Source organism: Methylobacterium sp. Leaf91 (assembly GCF_001422815.1).
In the GTDB taxonomy this organism is placed as follows: Bacteria; Pseudomonadota; Alphaproteobacteria; order Rhizobiales; family Beijerinckiaceae; genus Methylobacterium.
In genome coordinates this window covers 192,975-217,560 of the sequence record NZ_LMMP01000023.1, presented here as the reverse complement: position 1 = coordinate 217,560, position 24,586 = coordinate 192,975, and the positions used below count along the sequence as shown (strand labels likewise).

The following is a 24,586-nucleotide window of genomic DNA, read 5'->3' as shown; positions in this document are numbered from 1 at the left end:
TCGGGCGCATTCCTGCTCACGGCGCTTTCGTTTTCCCGAGGAAGCGCGCGAAGGCTTCCTGCGCCTCGGGCGCTCGCAAGCGTTCTTCGAAGGCCACGGCCTCGGCTTCCAATGCGGCCTCGACGTCGGCTTGGTCACCCCGGATGAGCTTGCGGGTCGCCGCGACCGCCCCCCGTGGCAATCCGGCGAGGCGGGCGGCCTGGGCCATGGCGTGATCCTCCAGAAGGTCGGATGCGACGACATCGTTGACGAGACCCAGCCTCCGAGCCTCGTCGGCATCGAGGGGCTGTGACAACAGCAGGAGTTCGGTGGCCTTCAGGAGCCCGACCCGTCGCGGAAGCAGATAGGACGAGGCCGCCTCCGGCACGAGGCCGAGTTCCACGAACGGCATCCGGAACCGCGCCGCCGGGCTGGCATAGACGAGGTCGCAATGCAGCGTCAGCGTCGTGCCGATCCCAACGGCGATCCCGTCCACCGCCGCTACCATCGGCGTGGCGGTCCGAGCGAGCTGCCGGATGAAATGCAGGGCGGGTGCTTCCGTGAAAGGCCGTCGCGCGCCGGCGACAAAATCGGCGAGGTCGTTGCCAGCGCTGAACGCGCCCGGCGCCCCGGCGAAAACGATGGCGCCGATGCTCTCCGATGAATCCGCCCGCGCGAGCGCGTCCCGCATGGCGTCGTACATCGCGCCGGTGAGCGCGTTCTTCTTGTCCGGCCGGTCGAGGCGAATCAGGCGGACGCCGTCCGATGTGTCATGGATCGCGATGTGCTCGGTCATGTGTGTCCTCGCTTTCCGGCGATCCCTCTCCCGCCTGCTCCACAGGCACCCTCCCCCGCAGAGGGGGAGGGTCTTCGTGCTCACCCCGCCAAGGCCAGCATACCGTCCTGCGTGAACCCGCCACCATCGACGACGCTTTGTTCCAACCCGCCCGCCGCCGGGAGCAGGTTCTCGGCGAAGAACCGCGCCAGGGCGATGCGGGCGCCGTGGGCGGGATCGGTCTCGCCAGTCTTGAGGGCGGCATTCGAGGCGAGCGCCGCAAGGGCGAGGCAGGTCGCGCCTTGTGCGAGGCCGAACAGGCGCAGATACGGCGTCGCTCCGGCCTGGGCCTCCTCCGGACGGTTCGAGGCCAGGGCCTTCAGCAGGAAACTCGTCGCCCGGTCGAGGCTTTCGATCCCGGCGCGCAGGCGCGGACCAAGATGGCCGAAAGCGGGGGTCGCATCCTTCTGGACCGCCTCCGCCACGCGACGCATGGAGGCCAGCTGCGCCCGCACGGTGGCCCCGCCATTCAGCGGCAGCTTGCGCGCCACGAGGTCGATGGCCTGGATGCCGTTGGTGCCCTCGTAGATCGCCAGGATGCGTGCGTCGCGCATGTGCTGTGCCGCGCCCGTCTCCTCGACGAAGCCCATGCCGCCATGGACCTGGACGCCCAGCGAAGCGACCTCGTTGGCGATGTCGGTGGAGAAGGCTTTGGCCACGGGGGTCAGCAACGATGCTCGGTCGTTCGCTTGCTTGCCTTCGGAGCCGCGCGCGGCATCGAGGGCTTCGGCCGTGAGGTAGCAGATGCCGCGGGCGGCCGCCGTATAGGCTTTCATCGTCAGCAGCATCCGCTGCACGTCGGGATGCTCGACGATGGGGCTGACGGGATCGGACGAGCCCGCCGCCTTGCCCTGGCGCCGGTCGCGGGCATAGGTCAGCGCCTGCTGGTACGACCGTTCGGCGACGCCCACCCCCTGCAGCCCGACATTGAGCCGGGCCGAATTCATCATCGTGAACATGCAGGCGAGGCCACGGTTCTCCTCGCCGATCAGCCAGCCCGTGGCGCCGCCGTTATCGCCGAAGGCCATCGAGCAGGTCGGCGAGCCATGAATGCCGAGCTTATGTTCCAGCCCCGAGCAGCGCAGGTCGTTGTGGCTGCCGTCGGGAAGGATCTTCGGCACCAGGAACAGGGAGATGCCGCGCGTTCCGGCCGGGGCGTCCTTCAGCCGGGCGAGGACGAGATGGACGATGTTGTCCGCCATGTCGTGCTCGCCATAGGTGATGTAGATCTTCGACCCGACGATGCGGTAGCTCCCGTCCCCCGCCGGCTCGGCGCGACTGCGCAAAAGGGACAGGTCCGAACCCGCCTGGGGCTCGGTGAGGTTCATCGTGGCGGTCCACTCGCCGGAGACGAGTTTTTCGAGATAGCGCTCCTTCAGGTCCTCGGAACCGTGTTTCGTCAGCGCTTCGATCCCGCCGGCCGTCAGGAGCGGGCACAGCGCGAAGCTGATGCTGCCGGCATTCCACATCTCGCTGCAGGCGGCGTTGAGGAGCAGTGGAAGCCCTTGACCGCCATATTCGGGTTCGGCGCTCAGGCCGTTCCAACCGCCCTCGATCCAGGTGCGATACGCGTCGGGCCAGCCCGGCGACGTGGTCACGGCACCGTCCTCGAGGCGCGCGCCCTGACGATCCCCGATGGGGTTGAGGGGCGCGATCACGGCGTCGGCCACCCGGCCGGCCTCGTGCAGGATCGCGTCAGCGTCCTCCAACGTCAGGTCGCCATGGGCGCCCGAGGCGATGGCGGCATCGAGCCGAGCGACATGGCGCAAGGCAAAGCTGATCTCGGCAACCGGCGTGCGATAGCTCATGGACGTATCTCCCGCGTCGTCTCGAGCGACGCTTCACCCTGTGTTTGGTGCACGAGCCGACCCGGCGACAGGTCGGTCACGTCGTTCGCCGATAGGCATAGGCAAGACCGCATCGCGGGGATAGGCAGTCGCTGGAGCGGCACACCGCACGACGCCGCACGTCATCCGGGCAGGAGATAGTTTAGATATGAACGATCTCGCGTCAATCCCCGGCCAGACCTTGATGCTCGGTATCGACGAGGCTGGAATCGAGCGATCCGCGAATCTCCTTCGCGGGGGCGCTCTGGTCGCCTTTCCCACGGAGACCGTCTACGGGCTCGGCGCCGACGCCACCGACTCCGATGCCGTCGCGCGGATCTACACGGCGAAGAATCGCCCGAGCTTCAACCCCCTGATTGCCCATGTTCGAGGTCTCGACGCGGCCCGTCGCGAAGGCGTCTTCGACGAGATCGCCCTGCGTCTCGCGGCCGCGTTCTGGCCGGGACCGCTGACCCTCGTCGTTCCGGTCGCCCCGGGGGGGACGGTCAGTGACTTCGGCCGCGCCGGTCTTCCCAGCGTGGCCCTGCGCGTCCCGGCCAGCCCCGTCGCCCTCTCCCTTCTGGAGAAGGTCGGGCGACCGGTGGTGGCGCCCTCTGCCAACCGGTCGGGACGTGTGAGCCCGACGCGAGCCGAGCATGTCCTCGCCGATCTCGACGGTCGTATCGCCGCGATCCTCGATGGCGGGAGCACCTCGGTCGGCCTGGAATCCACCGTCATCGCTTGTCTCGACGGTCGGGCACGCCTGCTCCGCCCCGGCGGTGTGACGCGGGAGGTGGCGGAAGCCATGTTGGGCTTTGCCCTCGATACCGGAGACCATCCTGGCGAGGCACCGATCGGCCCCGGTCTCCTCGCTTCGCATTACGCCCCTCGGGCGGCCGTGCGACTGGATGCGTTGCGGATCGAGCCGGATGAGGCGGTTCTGCTGTTCGGGCGAGATGTACCGCCCGGTACGGACGCAGCGAAAGTGCGCCTCAACCTCAGTGAGACCGGCAGCCTCGAAGAGGCAGCGTCCGCTCTCTTCTCCGCTCTACGCCATCTGGACGCCGCCGGCACCGGGACCATCGCGGTCGCTCCGATCCCCCGGACGGGCCTCGGCGAGGCGATCAACGACAGGCTACGCCGGGCGGCGGCGCCCCGCTGAAATTATTTCTCGGTTTCAGGGAACCGAGTCGGCGCGAAGGCGTTCAACGATCACGAAGGTCAGTTCAGCCCCCAAATGACCTTCTCCCTTTCAAGGCTCGGATTCGTCCGAGCCTTTTTTCTTGTGTGCAATTGGTGAACGACCAAACGAGCCTCGCACCATGTGCGAGGCTCGTTCTTGACCCGACGTCGTTCAGACGGCGAGCTTGGCGGCGATGCCGGCGACATGCTTGCCCTGGTACCGGGCACCATCGAGTTCGACACCGCTCGGCTGACGGCTTCCATCGCCATCGGCGATCGTCGAGGCACCATAGGGCGTGCCCCCCTTCACTTGCTCGACACCGTTCTGGCCGGGGAAAGAATAGGGCAATCCCACGATGACCATGCCGTGGTGCAGGAGCACGGTGTGGAAGCTGGTGAGTGTCGTCTCTTGGCCGCCATGCTGTGACGCTGTGGATGTGAAGACCGAGCCGACCTTTCCGACCAGCTTACCCTGCGCCCATAGGCCGCCGGTCTGGTCGATGAACTGCTTCATCTGGGCAGCCATGTTGCCGTAGCGTGTGGGCGTACCGAAGATGATCGCATCATAATCGGCCAGTTCGTCCACGGTGGCGATGGGGGCCTGCTGGTCGAGCTTGTAGTGGAACTGCTTGGCGACCTCGTCGGGAACGAGTTCCGGGACACGCTTGACGCTGACATCGGCCCCGGCTTCGCGGGCACCCTCAGCGACGGCGTTCGCCATCTGCTCCACATGTCCCCAGGACGAGTAATAGAGGACCAGAACCTTCGCCATCATTCTCACTCCAGATCGAAAAACGCCGCAACGCAGCTTTGTGCAGTGGCCGATATCGGTGAGGACGGGCCTTGCGGAAATGCCCTACTCTGCAAAATTCGTCTTGCGTCAATGCAAGGTCGCAACGGTTCGATGGGGTGCTGCGTGGCCGATTGGGACGATTTCCGCCTCGTGCGCGCGATCGCCGAGCAGGGTGGCTTGACCCGTGCCGCCGATCATCTCGGCATCAATCATTCGACTGCGTTCCGCCGCCTCTCTGCCATCGAGTCGTCGATCCAGGCACGGCTCTTCGAGCGGCACCGGTCGGGCTATGCTCCCACTGAGGCGGGTCGCGCCATGATCCTCGCCGCCTGTCGGATGGATGACACTGTCGCGCAGTTCAACCGTGAACTTGCGGGCCAATCGTCGGAGCCTGCCGGTGATGTGCGCATCACCGCACCGGCGGGCCTCGCAACCGGAGTCCTGATGCCGATCTTCGCGGGGTTTCGACGACGCTACCCGCGTATCCGCCTCGAACTCGTTCTGGCCGAGGGATCGCTCAATCTCTGCAAGGATGCCGATGTGGCGATCCGAGCCAGTGATCGACCGCCGCCCAACCTCGTCGGACGACGCTTAGCGACCAGCAACTGGGCCATCTACGGGACACAGGATTACGTGGGTCGCGCTATGGCCGACAGTCCATGGGTCTATCCGAGCGCTACCGTGGCAGGCGGACGCTTCGCCGCCTTCGCGAAGTCCCGCATCGCGGCGGGAAACGTCGCCATTTCGATCAACACGGTGCTGGGCCTGCGTGAGGCGATCGAGGCCGGGTGCGGTATCGGACCGCTACCGCGCTGGGAGGCGGATACTCGTCCGACCCTGTTCCGCCTTTCAGAGAACGAACCCGAACTCGCGACCTCGCTCTGGGTTCTGACCCACGCCGAACTGCGTCATGCTCCACGGGTCAGAGCGCTCATGGATGTCATCGCCACCGAAATCGCGGCGATGCGGCCATTGATCGAAGGGATCGGTTCCTAATTCACCCGATGGCTTCGATTTCGATTTCGTGGCCGTTCACCTCGACGGTATCGCCCACGCTTTTCCCCGTCAGAGCCTTCGCCATCGGTGAAACGTAGGAAATCGAGCCCTTGGTCGGATCCGCCTCGTCTTCGCCAACGATGCGGAATTTCTGCTTGGCACCGTCCTCTTTCAGGATCGAGACCGTCGACCCGAAATGGACCGTCTCACCATCCATCGGCTCGACGAGTTCGGCCGAGCCGAGACGCGCGGTCCAATAGGCCAGTTCACGGGTGACGCGGGCCTCATCGGCCTTGGCGCCAGGCGTCAGCGCGGAAAATTCCGACTGCAGCCGAGCGACTTCGGCTTCCAGCTGGGCGAGACCCTGGGGGGTGACGAAATTGGTGTGGGGCGAGATGGGGCGATCGGGAAGATCCTCAAACGCTTCTCCGCCTTCACGCTCTTTGACAAATGCACTGCTCATGAAGACGGCAATGCTCCGCAAGCATAACGGTTCCGCTCCGGGTCACCCGATGGTGACGACGGTGCGGCCACGCGTCCGCCCCTCGAGGATTTCCTCGGCGAGCGTTCCCACCTCCGAGAGTGGCACTGTGCTCGTCATTTTGGCGAGGAGGCTTCGGTCGAGGTCTCGCGCGATCCGCGCCCAGGCTTCCCTGCGCTTTGGCAACGGGGTGGTGACACTGTTGATGCCGAACAGTGTCACGCCGCGCAGGATGAAGGGGGCCACCGAGGTCGGCAGGTCCATGCCTCCGGCGAGGCCGCAGGTCGCGATAGCACCGTCGGCCTTGGTGGACGCGAGGAGATTGGCGAGCGTCGTCGAGCCGACGGCATCGATGCCCGCTGCCCAGCGCTCTTTCGCCAGAGGCTTGCCGGGATTCGCGAGCTCGCTCCGGTCCATGATCTCGGCAGCGCCCAGCGACGTCAGGTAATCCGCCTCGCCCGAACGACCAGTCACGGCGATGACATGCCATCCAGCCTTGGCTAGCAGCGCCACGGCGACTGATCCGACACCGCCGGACGCACCCGTAACGATGGCGGGGCCGTCGGCAGGGGTGAGGCCGTGGGAATCGAGGGCCATGAAGCAGAGCATGGCGGTATAGCCGGCGGTCCCCACCGCCATCGCCTCTTCGGGCTTCAGCCCATCCGGCAACGGCACGAGCCAGTCGCCCTTCACCCGCGCTCGCTCGGCATAGGCGCCGAGATGGCTCTCGCCGACGCCCCAGCCGGTGAGCACCACGGCGTCGCCGGACTTGTAGTCGGGATGGTCCGAAGTCTCCACGATGCCGGAAAAGTCGATGCCGGGGATCATCGGGAAACGTCGCACGACGGGCGAACGGCCGGTCATGGCCAATCCGTCCTTGTAGTTGAGGGTCGAATGCGTGACCCGCACGGTGACGTCGCCGTCCATGAGATCTGCTTCGTCGAAATCCGTGAAGCGGAGATTCTGTCCCGCTTCGCTCTTTTCGATCACCCACGCCTTGAACGTCGCCATATCCGCCGGTCTCCTCTCGCCTCGAAGGTGACCTGTGTCGAGGGCGCCCTGAATCAAGACGGCCCCGGGCGGTGAGACGCCCGAGGCCGAGACGATGTCGCCTCGGATCAGATCAATATCCGTCGTAAATGCTGCCGGTGGAGAAGCCGAGGCCGACACCGACATCGGCCGAACTCGCACCGGTGATGCCGAACGCATCGGGAATGGAGCCGATCAGAGGAGCGCGGGGGGAGCCGGCATAGCCGCTCCGATAGCCACCTCCATGAGCGGGCACCCAGCCCGACCGTCCGCGCGAGACCAGAACGGTGCGCTGCACGCTGGCATATTCCGCAGGGATCGTCTCGGGGATCGTCTGGCCGGGCTGGGCCAGAATCCGGCGATGGCGCGTTGCGAAGCGCGGCGGAACGTCGACCCAGCAGCCGATCATCTGGCCGTAGGCGTCCCTGCGTGTCTGCCAGACTCGGCCGCCTGGGGAGAGCTGGACCTGTTCGGCGACAGTCTCGAACACCGGGGGAATGGAGCGGTAGACGGTCCGCGCCGGGCGAACGAGCACGCGCTCGGAGACGGTGTCGTAGACGGGCGGCGTAGTGACGTGACGGTAGCATTCGGCGCCGCCACAGCCTCCGGCCTGGGCCGATGTCGCGAGAATCGAGGTACCGAGCAAGGCGCCGGCAAGGGCGAAGGCGGACAGCGTGAAATGGGCGACCGGCGCGGTCATGATGAAATCCTCGACTCTAAAACGCGATGTGATTGGCGTGCGGCCCATGACGGCACACACCCCTCGACGTATTAGAGGCGGTCAAGTTGCGCTCGGAGCAAGCTGTATTGCAGATCAGGGTAAAATTAACCCTGGCTTAAGACTACGCAATTTTCACTCTGCTTAAGTAAAGCGTGCGATGTCGATTCACGGGGCGTTAAACCGGATTCAGGTCTGACCGCGCTTGAGCTGGTAGAAGATGTGGCGTCCGATCACGTCCATCTTTTTCAGGCGCCTCGACCAGCCCGGCTTTACGTAATCGGCGTGATAATGCGTGGCGCCACCGACCTCGCTGAGATAGGTCCGCCCCTCGATGACCGCGCTGGCGATGCGGCTGGCGCTCTGCCAGGACGGGCCGTCGGTGATGCGCAGCGATTTGCCTTCGCAGGCGAAGGAGAACTGGCAGCCCATGTAGCGATGCCGGTTCTGGTAGACGACACCGCAGACATTCGACGGGTAGAGGCCGCTCTTGACGCGGTTCAGAACCACCTGGGCCACGGCGGCCTGACCGTCCTCGGGCTCGCTCCGGGCTTCGAAATAGACAGCCTCGGCGAGGCAGCGTTGTTCCCGATCGATGGAATCGGGGCCGATCAGGTCGGCATAGCGATGCCGGGCGTCCTCGGGGGTGGCGTCGGCGATGCCCGGTGCAAAGTCTTTCCTTGGCGAGAAGCCGGGGATCATCAGGCTCGCCGCCGCGACTTCGATGGGCGTGGCATCAGCCGGGGCCGGTGTCGTCGACGACAAGGCGACGGCGCGCGGGATGGCGGGTGTGGCACCGTCCGAGGGCTCATCGCCTTCGTCGTCGCTGGCCGCTTCCTGCGGGAGGGTGAAGCCGGAATTCGGCTCCAGGTCTGGCGACCAGATCGCGGAGCCGGGAACCAGCATTCCCGCATCGCTGCCCGAAAGGTTTACGTTGACGACGGGCGCTCTCCCAATCTGGCCGGCGCCTGCCTCGTGGTTCGGATAGAGCCGCTCCGTCGCCTTCGCATCGACACGGCGGCGGATTCCCGGCGTATCGTGGGGGAGCCGCAGGGCGATCCTGGCCACGCCCTGTCCCGTCAGACCGGAGGCGGAAGGGTCGGTTCCGGCGCTTGCCGTGAAGGAGACGATGAAGCCCAGGGCGAGGGTCCAGGGCACCATGGAGGCGCGAAACCAGGGCCGTTGGCTAGGGCGGCGAACGCGTTTCGTACTCACGACCAAACAACCCGGTTAAGGACCTGACCTCACTGTCGCCGCGCATGGGGGAGCAGAAGGTACGATCCAAACTATCGGGCGTTATGGTTGCGAGTGTCTTAAGATGACGCGCGGGATCGCGTGCCGCGAAGACCTTGATCGGCCCGCACGAAAACCTGCAACACGTCTCTTAAAGGCTTCCGGGCCGGCCGTGTGTGACCGCTAGGGCGCCTACGAGAGCATTGATGCTGGAGCGTCCCTTGGTTTCGGCGATGCGCTCTGCATCAGTATTGCTTTGGGTCGCGACAGCGAAGACGAGAAGGGCGATGGTCGCAAGGCCGCCGAGCGCCGAGACGACCCAGAAATAGGCCTGCTGGACGACCCGCGGTACCGGCACGGCATGCGAGGTTTCAGAGAGAAAAACAGGGGGTTGGCTCGAGTCGCTCATGGTCGGCGTTCCCGCGCGTTCAAAGCCATCCCACCCAGCCGGGAGCGTCGTCGCGCTTTGGTCTGGCACTAGCACTCAACGTGCCGAAGCGACATCGGTTCAAGGGGTCTTCGGAGATTTATTCAACGACATTTCTCCTGGCGCAGCGCGACGAAAAAGGGCGGCCATCGGCCGCCCTTTCAGGTCTTCCTGTCCTGAAGGACCGGCACTCAGCCGCGAGTCTTGTCCCGCGTCGCGAGGGCTGCCTGGGCCGCAGCAAGGCGCGCGATCGGCACGCGATAGGGCGAGCAGGAGACGTAATCGAGCCCGACCTCCTGGCAGAAATGGATCGAGGCCGGATCGCCGCCATGCTCGCCGCAGATGCCGAGCTTGATGTCGGGGCGGACCGCCCTGCCCCGCTCGACGCCGATGCGAACGAGTTCGCCCACGCCTTCCTGATCGATCGAGATGAAGGGATCGGCGGACAGGATGCCCTTCTGGGTATAGGCCCCGAGGAACGTCGCGGCATCATCGCGTGAGATGCCGAGGGCGGTCTGTGTCAGGTCGTTGGTGCCGAAGGAGAAGAACTCGGCGGTCTTGGCGATGTCCCCGGCGCGAAGGGCTGCGCGCGGCAGTTCGATCATGGTGCCGACCTGATAGGACAGCGTCGCGCCGGTCTCGTCGGTGACGGCCTTCGCCATGGCGTCGATGCGCGCCTTGACGATGTCGAACTCCATCTGGGTGAAGACCAGCGGAACCATGATCTCGGCGGTGACGGGGGCATCCGTCTCCTTGGCGGCCTGGACGGCGGCCTCGAAGATGGCGCGGGCCTGCATCTCCGCGATCTCCGGGAAGGCGATGGCGAGGCGGCAGCCACGGAAGCCGAGCATCGGATTGAACTCATGCAGCTCGGTCATCCGGCGGCGGAGCTTCTCCTCGGACACGCCGGTGCTCTTGGCGACGTCCTGCACTTCCGCATCGGTATGCGGCAGGAACTCGTGCAGCGGCGGATCGAGCAGACGGATCGTCACCGGCAGGCCCGACATGATCGTGAACAGCTCGACGAAGTCCTGGCGCTGATAGGGCAGGATCTTTGCCAGGGCCGAACGGCGGCCTTCGACGTCGTCGGCGAGGATCATCTCGCGAACGGCGACGATGCGGTCCCCTTCGAAGAACATGTGCTCGGTGCGGCACAGGCCGATACCCTCGGCCCCGAAGTTGCGGGCGGCGCGGGCATCGGTGGGCGTGTCGGCATTGGTGCGCACCTTCATGGTGCGGACCTTGTCGGCCCAGCCCATCAGGGTCGCGAATTCACCGGAAAGCGACGGCTCCAGCATCTTCACTTCGCCGAGGAGGACCTGGCCGGTGGAGCCGTCGATGGTGATCTTGTCGCCGGCCTTCAGCGTCGTACCCGCCACCGTGAGGGTGCCGGCCTTGTAATCGACTCGGATCGTGCCGACGCCCGAGACGCAGGGCTTGCCCATGCCGCGGGCGACCACGGCGGCGTGCGAGGTCATGCCGCCGCGCGTGGTGAGGATGCCCTCGGAGGCGTGCATCCCGTGGATGTCCTCGGGGCTCGTCTCGATCCGCACGAGGATACACTTGCGCTCGGCCTTGCGGGCGGCCTCGGCATCCTCGGAATTGAACACGATCTCGCCGGTGGCCGCGCCGGGCGATGCCGGCAGGCCGGAGGCGATGATCTTGCGCTCGGCTTTCGGGTCGATGGTGGGGTGGAGCAGCTGGTCGAGGGCGGCGGGCTCGACCCGGCCGATCGCCTCCTCTTCGGTGATCAAGCCTTCGGCGGCGAGATCCACGGCGATGCGCAGAGCCGCCTTGGCGGTGCGCTTGCCGTTGCGGGTCTGGAGCATCCAGAGCTTTCCGCTCTCGATGGTGAACTCCATGTCCTGCATGTCGCGGTAATGGGTCTCGAGCAGCCCATAGATCCGTACCAGCTCGGCATAGGATTCGGGCATCGCCCGCTCCATTGACGGCTTGTCGGACTTGGCCTCGATCCGTGCCTTCTCAGTGATGTCCTGCGGGGTGCGGATACCCGCCACCACGTCTTCGCCCTGGGCGTTGATGAGGAACTCGCCGTAGAGCGCGCGCTCGCCGGTGGAGGGGTTGCGGGTGAAGGCGACGCCCGTGGCCGAGGTGTCGCCCATATTGCCGAACACCATGGCCTGGACGTTGACCGCCGTGCCCCAGCTCTCGGGGATGTTATTGAGTTCGCGGTACTTCTTGGCGCGCGGAATCATCCACGAGCTGAACACCGCGCCGATGGCGCCCCAGAGCTGGTCTTCGGCACCCTGCGGGAAGTCGGCGCCGTGCTCGTCGCGGACGATCTTCTTGTAGAGACCGATCATATGCTTCCAGTCCTCGGCACCGAGTTCGGTATCGAGGCTGAAACCCTTGGTCTCCTTGTAATGCTCCAGCGCCTCTTCGAAGGCGTGGTGCTCCACATCGAGCACCACGTTCGAGTACATAGTGATGAAGCGGCGGTAGGAATCGTAGGCGAAGCGCGGATCGCCGGAGCCTTCGGCCAGGGCTTCGACGGTGGTGTCGTTCAGGCCGAGATTCAGCACCGTGTCCATCATGCCCGGCATGGAAGCGCGAGCACCGGAGCGGACCGAGACGAGAAGCGGGTTCTTCGGGTCACCGAAGCCGCGGCCGGTAAGAGCTCCGACAGCATCGAGCGCGGCCTGGACCTCGGCCTTCAGTTCCGCAGGGTACTGACGATCGTTGTCGTAATACCAGGTGCAGACTTCAGTCGTGATGGTGAAACCCGGAGGCACTGGGAGACCGAGATTGGACATCTCGGCGAGGTTTGCGCCCTTGCCTCCGAGGAGGTTGCGCATGGAGGATTGACCCTCCGCCTTGCCGTCGCCGAACGAGTAGACCCACTTCGCCATCGCCAATGATCCGCTTGCAACAATCGGGGATGTCATACCCCTAGATGCCCCGTTGAACCATTGCATGCTGCAATGCAAGATGAACGGCCCTTAGCCGGTCATCACGCGTAACGGGCAGCCGGATTTGTCATGCGATCATGACACAGGGTTAAGACATCTTCCTGCCTATGCTCGACGAGCGAGAAGCTGATTCGTCTATCTGTCGGCTCGTGGCTGGTTGCTGAGGCCCCCCGACGGGGATCGGGCGGCATCATCGAATGACCCGGTGAACATCACCCGTCATTCGCACGAAACCGCATTCCAAAACTCCAGGAACGTGGGTCGAACCCGCCATGCCGACGGCTTGGCTTGGCATTCAGGCGCGATATTTTCCGTTGCGCTTGACCAGCACCCGCGTGCCGACGGGGACGCGCTCGAACAGATCGACGATGTCCTCGTTCAGCATGCGGACGCAGCCGGAAGACATCTGCTCACCGATGCTCCAGGGTTCGTTGGTGCCATGGATGCGGAACAGGATGTCCCGATTGTTCTGGTAGAGATAGAGGGCGCGGGCCCCCAGCGGATTGTCCACCCCGCCCTTGCGGGTCCTCGGCAGGTCGGGGTTGAGGGAGACCATCGTGGTGGTGGGGCTCCAATCCGGCCACACGCCCTTTCGTCCGACCTTCGCTTCGCCTTTCCAGGAGAAGCCGAGCTTGCCGACGCCGATGCCGTATTGCTGGGCCGTACCGTCCTCCTGCACCAGCGCAAGCTGGCGGTTGTCGATATCGACCACGATGGTGCCCGGCTTTTCCGCCCCGGTATAGCGAACGACCTGCCGACGATATTTCGGATCGAGCCGCGACGTATCCACCAGCGGCACGTCGTAAGGCTTATCCGGCATCGAACCCGTATACCAAGCGGCCTCGTCATCCTGCGCCACGGTCATGGGCCCACGAGAATTGCATGCGGCCAATGGAGCGATGACGAGCAGGCTGAGAAGGACACGGCGGATATGCATTGAGGGCTCCACGAAAGTGGTCGTCGGGCGGATCATTGCCCTCATGACTACCGTCCGATGGCCGACGATGTTGTGTCTTTCACGCCGCAGACGGAGGGAACATGCCCGCCATCTCCGCTTTACGAGAGGCAGTGCTCGCGGATTCAGCTCGTCTGGCTCAGCTGATCTTGATCGTTCGGCACGCTGACGCCGAGCCGTTTTCCGTCCCGCTCGCTCGTCTCAAGCTGTGTGCCGGCAGGAAGGCCTGATCACTGGGAATGTCGTTCCGAGCCCGGCCCGCAGGTTCGGGTCTTTCGCGACATCGACCGTCAGGCTGATCCCATCGCTATCGGCCCGCCCACCGAGGACGAGGCTGCGGAGCTACGGAATGTCGAAGGCTGGGCCGCTGTCCCATCTTCACGTTGCGTTGATATCGTGACGAACGATGGTCTCCGGGGCGCCGTACATGCGGACGACAAGCATCGCGATCTCGAGTGTGCCCTGAAACCGAACTTTCGGTTAGGGCTCCCATCCCATCGAGTGGTGTTCCCGGTTGAGTTGCCCTTCTCGAGCTCGATAACTTTATCTCAGGTTGAGTCTGGTCGATGCGGTGAGGCAAGCTGCGTTGCTCCGCCGGGCCGGGCGGGGCATGCTCGACCCCGATGCGGCAGGGCCGCCGGAAACCGAGACGACGCGATGGCCGATACGCAAACCTTCACCACGACCGAGGTCGACGAGCCCCTCGCCGACCTCGCGCCGGCGATTCATCTCGACCATTGCGTCATCCACGTCTCCGATTGGGAGCGCTCGACTGCCTTCTATCGCGACGTGCTGGGCGCGGAGGTGATCGCTCGCGGGAAGGGCTTCGCCTATCGGTTCGGCGGCGTTCAATTGAACGTCCACGGCCCCGGCCTGTCGCCGACTCCGCTGGCCGAACGTCCGGTGATGCCGGGCGGCAGCGATCTTTGCTTTCGGTGGTCGGGGTCCATCGACGACGCGCTCACGCATCTCGCGGCGAAGGGCGTCCCCGTCGAACTCGGTCCTGTCGAGCGCAATGGCGCCGCCGGTACGGGGATCAGCGTTTATTTTCGCGACCCCGATGGTTCGTTGATGGAATTCATCACCTATCCGACGGATTGACGGTGCCGCCTCAGCTGCGCCGTTCCGCCAGCTGCTGGTTCGTATGTTCGAGACGCAGGGCGAGTTCACGCATCACCGCGATGCTGATTTGCGGAAACTGAGCCAGCAATTCGAGGAACACCGTCCTGTCGATCCGCAAGGCGGTGATCGCTGTGTCGGCCTGCACGGTGGCAGAGCGCGGCTGGTCGGCCAGGATGCCCATTTCGCCGACCAACGCGTTCGCCCCGAGAAGGGCGAGCCGGAATGGGCCGAACGGCCCGTCGATGGTGACGGCGGCTGAACCGTCGAGAATGAGATAAGCGGCATCCGCCACATCGCCGCGGGCGAAGAGCTGTTGCCCCGCTTCGAAATGCACCCGCTCACTGGTGAAGGCCAGGAGCTTCAGGCGGGACGGTTCTACTCCGCGAAAGAGCGGCACCTGTCGGAGTGACGAGACCTCGGTGTCGAGGGTCATGATGGGACGACCATTCTGAGCGCTCCGCTGGAAGACGCCGACCGATGGGCGCCTTCATCCCGCGCATCCATGCGGTTTGCCCAGGCATTGTCCAGCCCTGCGCATTCTCACGGCGAAGAGGGGCGGCCTCGCGCGCTGACATACGTCACCGTCGATGATTCGTTGCATCTGAGGCGGGTTGTCGCGGTATCCAGGCGCTTTCTCGCAATGACCAGCCGGCATGGATTAAATGGCGGCAGGCATTTGTCTTCAGCAAGGTTGGCCGAGGAACCATCGATATTGGCGAAGGTTGTCATCTTCGAGAACCACATGCTGAGGAGGCGCTGATGGCATCAGGAAATTCTACCTCAAAGCGAGGTTTTGCATCGATGGATCTGGAGCGGCAACGCGAGATCGCGAGCAAAGGTGGACGGAGTGTTCCGGCGGAAAAGCGATCGTTTTCTCAGGATCGCGAGCTTGCTTCGTCCGCGGGACGCAAGGGCGGTCAGTCGACCACACCTGGCCGGTCCGGCGAAGACTAAACTCCATTTGTTGGAAGAGACAAGGCGCGTACCGAGATCCGGTGCGCGCCTTTCTTGTTTGAGGCGACCGAATATCTAATTCGTCCGCCGTTTTAGGCGCAACAGTAAAAAGCCCTCCGTCATCAACGAAGGGCTTGCGGGTCTCGACGTTCAGTGTCGGTCTGTTGCTTACGCGATGCAGCGGCCTGGGATCATGCGGCGTGCTTCCGGGCCGGCCAAAGAGCTGATTGCTCCCTCACAACCATCCCTCATGGTTCTGCGAGGCTTCAGCACGGGCTTTTCCGTTGACACGGTATCCTGGTCCGACGAGAACGCCGGTGCCCTGCGCTCATTCGAGACCGCCGTCGTCACACGGAGCACGGCGATGTCGCTTCCACCGATCTGCGCCGGTGAGTGAATGATGGCCGGCGTCAAGCTCGCGGGAGCCTGCTGGCTCGTCGCAACGGGATGCGACCAGCGGTCTGCTTCGCGCTGAACGACCGGCAAGACAAGCATCGTCAGGAGGGCAGCCGGTCCACCGACACTCAGGATCAATCCAGACCGAAGCATTGTCGTAATCTCCAACCGGAGCTTGACAGGATGCTGGACAACGCGACCTGATCGTCGCGAGTTCCTTGACTGGTCTAAAAACTTTACGGCCAGTAAACGACGGGCTCGTTGTTGCAAACATTTTTCCGGGACCCGGGTACCTCCCGTTAAGGCGCGTGGCGGAAAAACCACGCGCGTGGTAAAAATGGCCGAAGCCGCATTTTTTGGAACCCTGTTGCATCAAGTTCGTTACCAAATCACCCGGCCGCCTGGTCCTCCCCCCGCATTCCCCTTGTGCATTGGCCGGAAACTTTTCACGGGTCGGACATTCGTCCGGCCCGTTTTTATTGATCGGTTGACCGAGCGAAAACGGAAAAGCCCCGATCGAGGATCGGGGCTTTCTGATTCGCCGGTGATGTCTGTGACTGTCGGACGATCAGGCGGTCTTCTCGCGGCGACGGGCGCTCTGCTGGAAGAACAGAGCTTGGCTGATCACCGCCGAAACGTTGGCGGGCTGGAACGGCTTGGCGATCAGGAAGGCGGGCTCGGGCCGCTCGCCGGTGAGGAAGCGCTCGGGATAGGCGGTGATGAAGATCACCGGCACCTCGAATGTCTTCAACAGATCGTTCACCGCGTCGAGCCCCGAAGAGCCATCGGCAAGCTGAATGTCCGCGAGGATCAAACCAGGACGCGATCCCTCTGATGCGATCTTGATCGCTTCGGTCCGTGTCCGGGCGACGCCGATGACGTTGTGGCCGAGCCCTTCGACCAGGGCTTCCAAGTCCATGGCAATGAGCGGCTCGTCCTCGATGATGAGGATTTCCGTGGCCATGTCGGCCGCCAGTTCGCGTCCCGCTTCGTCGACGAGGTCACGCACCTGTGTCACGTCGACTTCCAGGATTACCGCAGCGTCCTCTTCGGAGAAGCCTTCGAGGCACGACAGCAGGAACGCCTGGCGCGGCAGCGGGGTGATCTGCCCCAGCCGAACTTCGGCCGGTAGATCATGCTGAACCTGATCGCTCTGGCCGTTGACCGAGAGGGAATTCCAGATGCGGGTGTAGACTCGGAAAAGGTCCGCCTTGACGTTGGTGCTGCGTCCGAGCGTGTCCGGCTCGTTGACGAGCGTTTCCAGCGTGGCGGCCACATAGGCATCGCCGGCGACCTGGCTGCCGGTCAGTGCCCGCGCGTAGCGGCGCAGATACGGCAGATGTTGCACGACGAGTTGAGCTGTCGACATTAGATCCCCTTGGCACTGCCGTTCTTTATGGTCGCCACCGCCATAACGCGGTTCGATGGGCTGTGTTCCGCGAGCCCGGAACCGTTTGTATCGCGCTGCGTTGCAGGTGCAGCCATGACTTATGTCAAGCCGCAAAACAATCGCGGCGATGCCACTGCGTGGCATCAAGGGGATAACCGAATGGACGAGGACGAAACGGTCCGCATCTCCCTGGCGGAGACGCGATTGGAGCTGGAACGTGAGCCGAAACTACATAGCCCCGAAACTCACAGCCTGAGTGACCTCACCCAGAAACGGATCGGCATGCATCTGCGTGCCATGTACGACACGATTGTCCAGCAACCCGTTCCGGATCGCTTTCGAGATCTCATCGCCCGGATGGACGATGCCTCCGGTCAGCCCTTCGATGAAAAATAATTTAACTCACCTGCCTCAGCGCTAAAGTGTGCACCGGCACGGGTGGAGTGTGTGATGGTCTTCGCTTCGTAGAAAAGCCGCCGAAGCGATCCGGCGGCTTTCTTGGTGTCTGGGTTGTCGGTCTGACTGCACCGACACGTCCAATCGTCAGAGTGTCGGCGAGCGGCCGCGCATCAGGCCAATGACGGCCGAGATGGCGAACAGAACGATGGCTACAAAGAAGACGAGCTTTGCGGCCTCCATCGCGGTGCCGGCAATACCACCAAAACCAAGCAGAGCGGCCACGAGGGCCACGACGAGAAATGTTACAGCCCAACCAAGCATGGTCTCGATCCTTGTGAAGCTGGTGCGACCTGTGCCGCGACCTCATGACATCAATAACGCCAAGTTATCCGACCGGTTCCTGACTTTGACACAAAGCGGTCACGATTGGTTACCGAGGCGAAACCAGCGGGTCGCGGAAGCGCAGACAGACACGCCGACGCACCCTGGAAAAGATCTGAACATCGTCCTGGCCCGGATTGCGCCGAGACGATCCGTTGCCCAGCGCAGTGCTCACATGCGTCATATCGGCGAGACTCTTGTCGGTTTCGGGAGTGACGACCCACATAGTGGTTGACGCTGATGTGGAACCCGGTGTCCGATGTAGCGTTCGTCACCTGTTCCCGAACACGGATACATTCTGATGAGAGAGTCGCTGGCCGCATCCCTTGCACGACGCCTTCTCGATGCGGTCGCTGCGGCCGCTCGCGGAGTCGTAGAGGCGATCGAAAATGGGTCGCCTGCTCCCCAGCCCGTACCGGTCCGCGTCCGTCGCAACGATCGGCGCTGATACAGTGCGCTCAATAGGTGAGTGTGGAGCGTAGTCCGAGCACCACGCCACCTTTGACCCGTTGGTTCGGGCGCGTGGGGTCTGCGATACCCCCGCCGGGATTGATGACGACCTGGATGTCCGGTTGGATCGTCCAACCGGGCACCACTACTGCTTGATATGTCAGTTCGATAGAGGCTTCGTAGCTGCGGACCGGGTGGAAGTCAGTGTCGAAAGACAATCGGTCCCGGTCGTAGCGCTGGGCATGGTTGCCGATACGCGCGTAGATGAAGCTGAGGCCGAAGGTGTCTTCCGGCCGGCCGGGCACCATCCCCGAGAAAACGATGCCGCCATCCGCCCAAAGGCCGATGAGGTTCCGGTCCGACGGGCTGCCGGATAGGCGGGCATAAACGGCCACGCCGTCGGCCTGATCAGCGCCCTCCGGTCGGTAGAGTTGCGCGTCGATCACCGCATAGGCGCCGCTCGTTCCACCATGTCGGCGCGGTGATCCGCTGCTATGGATGCTCGCCAGGGAAAGCCCACTCCGGTCGTAGCGGTAATCGTCGAAACGCCCGAAATGCTCATATCCTCCGAGTTTCACACTTCGAGTGAGCCCGCTCGGGCCGGGTACTGCACGAAGCTGGATCTCGCCCATCAGCAGCGGCGGATCGTTCAGGCGAAAATTCAATCCGGTCCGGTTGACGCTGGCCTGATCGCCGGGGTCGCCGTTGAACACCGCAATAAGCCCGCTCATTGAGGCGTTGGGCGTCCAGCGCATCCGAAGTCCGGGAGTCGATAGGGGATAGGCAGGGCCGCCACTTGGTAGGTTCGCTCCGGTGATGGTCGGCCAATCGTTGCTCAGGAAGATTTTTCCGGTTTCGGAGGCGAAGAACTCGCCATCCGCCACGAGTTGCCCCATCCGAAAGTTGAAGCGCTGGTCCTCCGAGGCATGCTCCAGCCAGAGTTCTGAAAGGCGTGTCGAGGGATAGGCTTCGATATTGCTCACCGTGATCAGGCGATGAAAGCTGCGATCACGCAGGCCGCCCGTGTCGTGGATCTGGAAGACGTTGGCGAACGCGCTCCAGCCCCTCCAACCGGCAAACCGGTCGAGATCGACGCTGATCGCCGCCTCGAACTTGCCGGCATGGATCGGCCCTTGCCTCACCCCGCCGTTGACGTTGCCCAGAACCTCGTTCGTATAAAGCAGGTTGTAGGTGATGCCGCGCGGCGCCAGCATTCGGCGGAATCCGCCGGGATCGCCGAATGTACCGAGTGAGGGTTGGATCGAGGGCGGTCGGTCGTCGTCCAGAGCGGCGGACTGCGCCGGGCGATCGTCTAGGGCTCCTGTCGCCGAGGGTTCCGACCAAGCGGGCGAGGCGATCGGGTAAGCGAGGTTCACGGCGAAAGTGCCCACCAATCCCACCCGCCACCTCCGAAAAGCCCTTCTGCTGATCATCGACGCCTGACCTCGATAGTATAGCCTATGCTATGTTTTTAGATAAAGTTTTTGCGTCCGGGCCCGCTGGGCAGCCCGGTCGGTAACGGTCGGAAACGCTGTACTCCGCCCTTCCCTCAAGAAGACCGGCGATGACTGACTTGGTTCAGGCGCCGCTGACGGTATCCACCAGAAGCTTGACGTTGAGGCCCACGATGATCGCGGCGATCACCCAGGCGAGGATTTTCAGCCAAGCGGGAATGACGAGCGCACCCATCTTCTGCTTGTCCGATACGAAGCGGACCAGGGGGATGACGGCGAAGGGCAATTGCATCGACAGAACGACTTGGCTCAGCACCAGCAATCGGGCCGTGCCCTCTTCCCCGTAGAGTCCCGTCACGATCACGACCGGCACGATGGCGATGCCGCGCGTGATCAGGCGCCGAGCCCAGTCGGGAATACGCAGGCGCAGGAAGCCTTCCATGATGATCTGGCCGGCCAGCGTCGCGGTGACGGTGGAGTTGAGTCCCGAAGCGAGCAGCGCCACGGCGAACAAGGTGGAGGCGATGCCGGCCCCCAGCAACGGCGACAGCAGCTCATAAGCCTGCTCGATCTCCTGCACGTCCGTTCGCCCGGTGGCATGAAACACCGAGGCGGCCATGATCAGGATCGCGGCATTGACGAAGAGCGCCAGCATCAGCGCGATGGTCGAATCCGTGACCGCGAACCGCAGGGCGCCGCGACGCCCCTCCTCGGTACGTGGATAGGCTCGCGTCTGTACGATGGACGAGTGCAGGTAGAGATTATGCGGCATCACGGTCGCGCCGATGATGCCGATGGCGATGTAGAGCGCGGCCGGATTGGTGACGATCTGCGACGAGGGGATGAAGCCCGCGAGCACGGCCTGGACCGGAGGCGCGGCCAGGGCGATCTGTATGCCGAAGCATACGAAGATCACCAGCAGCAGCGCGATGACGAACGCTTCGAGCGCGCGAAACCCGCGGCGCATGAGGAGCAGGATCAGAAAGACGTCCAGGGCGGTGATGATCGCGCCGATGACGAGAGGGATGCCGAACAGCAGCTTGAGGGCGATGGCAGTGCCGATGACCTCGGCCAGGTCGCAGGCGACGATGGCGGCTTCGCAGGCGATCCATAGGACGAAGCTGACGGGCCGTGGATAATGATCACGGCAGGCCTGGGCGAGGTCGCGGCCGGTGGCGATGCCGAGACGGGCCGAGAGGGCCTGCAGCACGATCGCCATCAAGTTGGAAAGCAGGATGACGGCCAAAAGCGTGTAGCCGAACTGCGAACCGCCCGCGATGTCGGTGGCCCAATTTCCCGGATCCATGTAGCCGACGGAGATCATGTAGCCGGGGCCCAGGAAGGCCAGCAGGCGTCGCAGCCAGCTCCCGTTCGCGAGAACCGGTACGCTGCCGTTCATGCGACCGAGGCTCGGCTGTTCCTGCGTGTCGCGGCTGAAGCGCCACGCCCGATCCTCGTTGAGCCTGTCCATACCGCGTTTTCCGACGAGCCGAATCACGAATGCCGCACTGCACCCTGCGAGCCATATAGCATCGGCTATAATGGAAAACAAAGGCTAAGATAGCGGGGGCGTCTCCGTCTCCACCGGTGTGGCAGCGTGTGTTCATGGCGTGCTCAAAACGCCGTGCCGCGGGACGTCTTCTCGCGACCTGGGAGGCGTCAACTCAACCAAAGGTTTCATGCGGCTCGGTGGTCTGCCCCGTTGCGAAGCCCTTCTCCTCCAGCCTAGGCAGGACGCACGTCCTACCGGATGGTTACTGAAGGATGAGGAAGCGATGCGGGTCGCATACCCACATGTCGCGAGGACGGCCATTGCGCCGCGTCAGCGAGTCGTCGGCCCTCTTATGGCGGGCGTGATCCTCGGCATCGGCGGTGTCGTCGCCGGATCGAGCCTCGTTCGGGCCTCCGAGCAGGGGGGTATCTTCAGCTTCTTCGAGGACATCTTCCGCGGACCGGCCGTAAGGATCCGGCCGGAACCCGTTCCCGTGCCGCGCCCGGCGCGTCCGCGCTATGCGTCCCTGCCCGATACCAACGGTATCACGAGGCCCGCCCCGCCTCGTCACACGCCTCGCATGATGCGCCTCGACCGGCCATCCGCTGATCGGAAGAGCCGCTCGTCATCGGCTGGCCTGGTCGCCTCGGCGCTCGGGGCCCGTACGGTCTGCGTCCGGGCTTGCGACGGCTACCTGTTTCCGCTCGGGCGGCTGGCCTCGCGCGCCGACATTCCTCTTCACGAGGCAGCCTGTGCGGCGGCCTGCCCCAACGCGGCAACCAGCCTCTACACGCTCGGCGCCCGGCAGAACGAACTGGACCGGGCCGTCAGCCTCGACGGGCAGCCCTACCGAGTTCTCAAGGTTGCCCTTCTCTACCGCAGGAAGCTCGTCGACCAATGCTCCTGCCAGCTCGAAGGCGTGGCGGCGACGCCGCTGCCGATCGAACGCGATCTGACTGCGCGGGTGGGCGACGTGGTCGCAACCCCATCGAGTGCCCGTGTCGTGGTCTCCACGCGGCCTGGTGGCTTCACGATGGTGGATTTCCGCGAGACGGGCATCCTGTCCCGCCATGAGCGTCGCCTGATCGGCCGCAAGATCGACGTCGTCCGGCGAGAGGCGGATGCCCGCGCCTCCGGTGGGGATACTCGGCAGGCCGGGCGGGCGTTTGACGGCGCGCCGCGCGTCCGGCTGGCCCAGGTGGGTACCACGGCGGGGACAGGCGGCTTCGGTGAAGTCCAGCGAGGACAGGACCGTGCGGCGGGCTTCGCCGACGTCCGCGTCGTGGTGTCCTCGCCTTTCACGCGCTGAGACCGGTCTCAGGGACAGCTCGGGGTGCGTTGTGGCTCGGTCCGCTATGGCGTAGGGCCGGACGAGAGTGTGATCGTTCCGGGTGCCGCATGACCAAGACCAGTGACGACGGCGAGGCACGAACGGATCCGCATTTCGACGGCGCCGCGCCGGCAAACGGCGAGACGGTGAGCCTCTCGCCGTTGGTACGCCGGCGGATCTGTCCCAATGCCAGCCCGTTCACGTCCAGCGGCACCTGCAGCTACATCGTCGGACGGGGCGAGGTCGCGATCATCGATCCGGGTCCGGCCGATTCCGGTCACGTAGCGGCTCTGATCGCCTCCATCGCCGGGGAGCGGCTCACTGCCATCGTCGTCACCCATACCCATCGCGACCACTCCCCCGGCGCGCGCCTGCTGCAAGCGGAGACGGGTGCGCCCATCATCGGTTGCGGGCCGCATCGCGCCGCGAGGGATCTGGCGGAGGGCGAGTTTCCGCATCTCGACGCCAGCGCCGACCGGGACCACCGACCCGACCGTCAGATGGGAGAGGGCGACACGCTCGAGGGGCCGGGCTGGACGCTTCAGGCGGTCGAAACGCCCGGCCACACCATGAACCATCTCGCCTTCGCCCTGCCGGAGGAGGCGACCTTGTTCTCGGGCGACCACGTCATGGCGTGGTCCACCACCATCGTAGCGCCACCCGATGGATCGATGCGTGCCTACATGGCGTCGCTCGAGGCTTTGCGCGGACGTGACGAGACAATCTATTGGCCCGGCCATGGCGGCCCGGTCCGCGATCCGCGGCGCTTCGTCCGGGGCCTCGCCGCCCATCGGCGCCAGCGCGAAAATGCTATCCGCAGCCGGATCGAGGCGGGCGACCGCGACATCCGCTCCATCGTCGGCACGATCTATCAGGGCCTGAGCCCGGCCCTGCAGGGCGCTGCGGCTTTATCCGTCTTCGCCCATCTGGAAGACCTGGTGGAGCGCGGGCTCATCGTGACCGATGGTCCGGCCAGGCTGGAAGGTGTCTACGCGCCGGCCTGACCACTCACTTGACGGCGATGGCGAGGTTCGCGACCTCGTCGAGATAGGCCCGGATGGTGTCGGCATTGGCGCCGAAATCGCGGTCGCCGATGCGGGACGCCGAACGCACGTCGATCCGGGCTCCGTCCGCCCGCGGTCGCACTCTCACCGTGATGTCGCTGGCGAGGTTGAGGATGAGGCCGCGCGTCACAGCCTCGATCCGGCCATTGCCGATCCTGCCACCGGGGCGGATCGCCTCGACGATCTGCCATTTACGGTTCACCGCTGCTTTGCGAGCCAGCTCGAACGCGGCGTTGGCGTCGAGGTCGAGGGTAAGTGGGGCGACCTGCAGATAGGTGGCGCGCTGTGCAGTTCGCGCTTCCGGCCCGGGATCAGGAGGATAATGCCCTTCGCGGGCGGCGAAGGCGGCATGCGAGCGCGAGAAGGCGGGTGGGTTCTCGGTATCGGTGGTGACGTCGGTGATGGCGGGAAGGCGCAGGCTGCGCAGCCCGACGAAGCCCGGATATCCGAGGAGTATCACCGCGAGGAAGAGACCCGCGATCGCTCCGCCCAAACCGCGCGCACCCTCGCGCCACACCCGGACGAAGGCGAAGAGGGCAAAGCCGATTGCCAGGACCGCCAGGAATAGGCCGGACCCGAGCGTGACCAGCGCGGGCCCTTCTTCCGCCCGCGGATCACGCACCAGAACGAGGGCGAACAGGGTGACGAGGACCGACAGGATCGCCGTGCCGCGCGAGAGCGGACCGGCGCGGGTGATGGGCTCCTCGATAAGCGAACGACGCATGATACGGATGAAATCGCTGTCCGGGAGATCGCCGCGCCGCAGGGAG

The 24,586-nt window shown here is 64.6% G+C and carries 23 protein-coding genes; 7 read left to right on the top strand and 16 right to left on the bottom strand.

Translation table 11 applies throughout. From position 1 onward, the window contains the following. Window positions 1-16 precede the first annotated feature (16 nt). Together ASF32_RS15680 and ASF32_RS15675 are read right to left on the bottom strand one after the other, a co-directional pair. Entirely contained in the window at window positions 17-775 is a 759-nt protein-coding gene (locus ASF32_RS15680) for an enoyl-CoA hydratase-related protein (protein ID WP_056430170.1), read from the bottom strand. Window positions 776-855: 80 nt separating this feature from the next. Further along, entirely contained in the window at window positions 856-2,622 is a 1,767-nt protein-coding gene (locus ASF32_RS15675) for an acyl-CoA dehydrogenase (protein ID WP_056430167.1), read from the bottom strand. A gap of 187 nt (window positions 2,623-2,809) precedes the next feature. On the opposite strand from ASF32_RS15675, the gene ASF32_RS15670 reads away from it, so the two are divergent. Continuing rightward, window positions 2,810-3,802: an L-threonylcarbamoyladenylate synthase gene (locus ASF32_RS15670; protein WP_056430164.1), complete on the top strand. Its 993-nt coding sequence runs from the start codon at window positions 2,810-2,812 to the stop codon at window positions 3,800-3,802. 192 nt (window positions 3,803-3,994) lie between these two features. Here the strand turns inward: ASF32_RS15670 and wrbA are convergent, their stop codons facing one another. After that, window positions 3,995-4,594 (bottom strand): NAD(P)H:quinone oxidoreductase, encoded by a 600-nt coding sequence (gene wrbA, locus ASF32_RS15665; RefSeq protein ID WP_056430536.1) that lies wholly within the window; start codon window positions 4,592-4,594, stop codon window positions 3,995-3,997. Between the two features lie 144 nt (window positions 4,595-4,738). Here wrbA and ASF32_RS15660 point away from each other — a divergent pair, with 144 nt between their 5' ends. Further along, window positions 4,739-5,611 (top strand): LysR family transcriptional regulator, encoded by an 873-nt coding sequence (locus tag ASF32_RS15660; protein WP_082470395.1) that lies wholly within the window; start codon window positions 4,739-4,741, stop codon window positions 5,609-5,611. Window position 5,612: 1 nt separating this feature from the next. Here the strand turns inward: ASF32_RS15660 and greA are convergent, their stop codons facing one another. The 7 genes from greA to ASF32_RS15625 all read right to left on the bottom strand — a co-directional run bounded on the left by greA (window position 5,613) and on the right by ASF32_RS15625 (window position 13,402). After that, on the bottom strand, window positions 5,613-6,074 hold the full coding sequence (gene greA, locus ASF32_RS15655; RefSeq protein ID WP_056430530.1) for a transcription elongation factor GreA: 462 nt from the start codon (window positions 6,072-6,074) through the stop codon (window positions 5,613-5,615). A 42-nt stretch (window positions 6,075-6,116) separates the two neighbouring features. Further along, window positions 6,117-7,103, bottom strand: a complete 987-nt coding sequence (locus tag ASF32_RS15650; protein WP_056430160.1) for an MDR family oxidoreductase — start codon at window positions 7,101-7,103, stop codon at window positions 6,117-6,119. Window positions 7,104-7,215: 112 nt separating this feature from the next. Further along, the gene (locus ASF32_RS15645; RefSeq protein WP_056430154.1) at window positions 7,216-7,821 is read right to left on the bottom strand and encodes a hypothetical protein; all 606 of its coding nucleotides are present in this window, start codon (window positions 7,819-7,821) and stop codon (window positions 7,216-7,218) included. 207 nt (window positions 7,822-8,028) lie between these two features. Further along, window positions 8,029-9,000, bottom strand: coding sequence for a cell wall hydrolase (locus ASF32_RS15640; RefSeq protein ID WP_200919155.1), 972 nt, complete (start codon window positions 8,998-9,000; stop codon window positions 8,029-8,031). A gap of 223 nt (window positions 9,001-9,223) precedes the next feature. After that, on the bottom strand, window positions 9,224-9,481 hold the full coding sequence (locus ASF32_RS15635; protein WP_156467845.1) for a hypothetical protein: 258 nt from the start codon (window positions 9,479-9,481) through the stop codon (window positions 9,224-9,226). Window positions 9,482-9,690: 209 nt separating this feature from the next. Then, window positions 9,691-12,369, bottom strand: a complete 2,679-nt coding sequence (ppdK, locus tag ASF32_RS15630) for a pyruvate, phosphate dikinase (RefSeq protein WP_056430148.1) — start codon at window positions 12,367-12,369, stop codon at window positions 9,691-9,693. Window positions 12,370-12,724: 355 nt separating this feature from the next. Continuing rightward, window positions 12,725-13,402: a L,D-transpeptidase gene (locus tag ASF32_RS15625; RefSeq protein WP_056430145.1), complete on the bottom strand. Its 678-nt coding sequence runs from the start codon at window positions 13,400-13,402 to the stop codon at window positions 12,725-12,727. A 639-nt stretch (window positions 13,403-14,041) separates the two neighbouring features. On the opposite strand from ASF32_RS15625, the gene ASF32_RS15620 reads away from it, so the two are divergent. Next, window positions 14,042-14,485: a VOC family protein gene (locus tag ASF32_RS15620; protein WP_056430142.1), complete on the top strand. Its 444-nt coding sequence runs from the start codon at window positions 14,042-14,044 to the stop codon at window positions 14,483-14,485. A 10-nt stretch (window positions 14,486-14,495) separates the two neighbouring features. Here ASF32_RS15620 and ASF32_RS15615 read toward each other — a convergent pair whose 3' ends face one another. Continuing rightward, window positions 14,496-14,939 carry a cyclic nucleotide-binding domain-containing protein gene (locus ASF32_RS15615; RefSeq protein WP_056430138.1) on the bottom strand — a complete coding sequence of 148 codons (444 nt, stop codon included), beginning with the start codon at window positions 14,937-14,939 and terminating at the stop codon, window positions 14,496-14,498. A 326-nt stretch (window positions 14,940-15,265) separates the two neighbouring features. Between ASF32_RS15615 and ASF32_RS24660 the strand changes: the two genes are divergently transcribed. Further along, on the top strand, window positions 15,266-15,460 hold the full coding sequence (locus ASF32_RS24660; protein WP_082470393.1) for a KGG domain-containing protein: 195 nt from the start codon (window positions 15,266-15,268) through the stop codon (window positions 15,458-15,460). A 964-nt stretch (window positions 15,461-16,424) separates the two neighbouring features. On the opposite strand, the gene ASF32_RS15605 is transcribed toward ASF32_RS24660, so the two are convergent. Beyond that, the gene (locus ASF32_RS15605) at window positions 16,425-17,225 is read right to left on the bottom strand and encodes a response regulator (RefSeq protein ID WP_056430130.1); all 801 of its coding nucleotides are present in this window, start codon (window positions 17,223-17,225) and stop codon (window positions 16,425-16,427) included. Between the two features lie 180 nt (window positions 17,226-17,405). Here ASF32_RS15605 and ASF32_RS26590 point away from each other — a divergent pair, with 180 nt between their 5' ends. Continuing rightward, window positions 17,406-17,642, top strand: coding sequence for a NepR family anti-sigma factor (locus tag ASF32_RS26590; protein ID WP_082470391.1), 237 nt, complete (start codon window positions 17,406-17,408; stop codon window positions 17,640-17,642). A 147-nt stretch (window positions 17,643-17,789) separates the two neighbouring features. Here the strand turns inward: ASF32_RS26590 and ASF32_RS24655 are convergent, their stop codons facing one another. From ASF32_RS24655 to ASF32_RS15590, 3 genes are all read right to left on the bottom strand, one after another. Further along, entirely contained in the window at window positions 17,790-17,966 is a 177-nt protein-coding gene (locus ASF32_RS24655) for a DUF1328 domain-containing protein (protein ID WP_003599466.1), read from the bottom strand. A 518-nt stretch (window positions 17,967-18,484) separates the two neighbouring features. Continuing rightward, window positions 18,485-19,690, bottom strand: a complete 1,206-nt coding sequence (locus ASF32_RS15595; RefSeq protein ID WP_244478094.1) for a carbohydrate porin — start codon at window positions 19,688-19,690, stop codon at window positions 18,485-18,487. A gap of 364 nt (window positions 19,691-20,054) precedes the next feature. Further along, on the bottom strand, window positions 20,055-21,401 hold the full coding sequence (locus tag ASF32_RS15590) for an Nramp family divalent metal transporter (protein ID WP_056430127.1): 1,347 nt from the start codon (window positions 21,399-21,401) through the stop codon (window positions 20,055-20,057). 373 nt (window positions 21,402-21,774) lie between these two features. On the opposite strand from ASF32_RS15590, the gene ASF32_RS15585 reads away from it, so the two are divergent. Both ASF32_RS15585 and ASF32_RS15580 read left to right on the top strand, forming a co-directional pair. Further along, entirely contained in the window at window positions 21,775-22,731 is a 957-nt protein-coding gene (locus ASF32_RS15585; RefSeq protein WP_056430124.1) for a DUF2865 domain-containing protein, read from the top strand. Window positions 22,732-22,820: 89 nt separating this feature from the next. Then, a complete protein-coding gene (locus ASF32_RS15580) occupies window positions 22,821-23,756 on the top strand; it encodes an MBL fold metallo-hydrolase (protein WP_056430121.1) in 936 nt (311 codons plus the stop codon). A gap of 4 nt (window positions 23,757-23,760) precedes the next feature. On the opposite strand, the gene ASF32_RS15575 is transcribed toward ASF32_RS15580, so the two are convergent. Continuing rightward, complete coding sequence (locus ASF32_RS15575) at window positions 23,761-24,540, bottom strand: DUF1499 domain-containing protein (protein WP_056430118.1); 780 nt, start codon at window positions 24,538-24,540, stop codon at window positions 23,761-23,763. Between the last annotated feature and the right edge of the window lie 46 nt (window positions 24,541-24,586).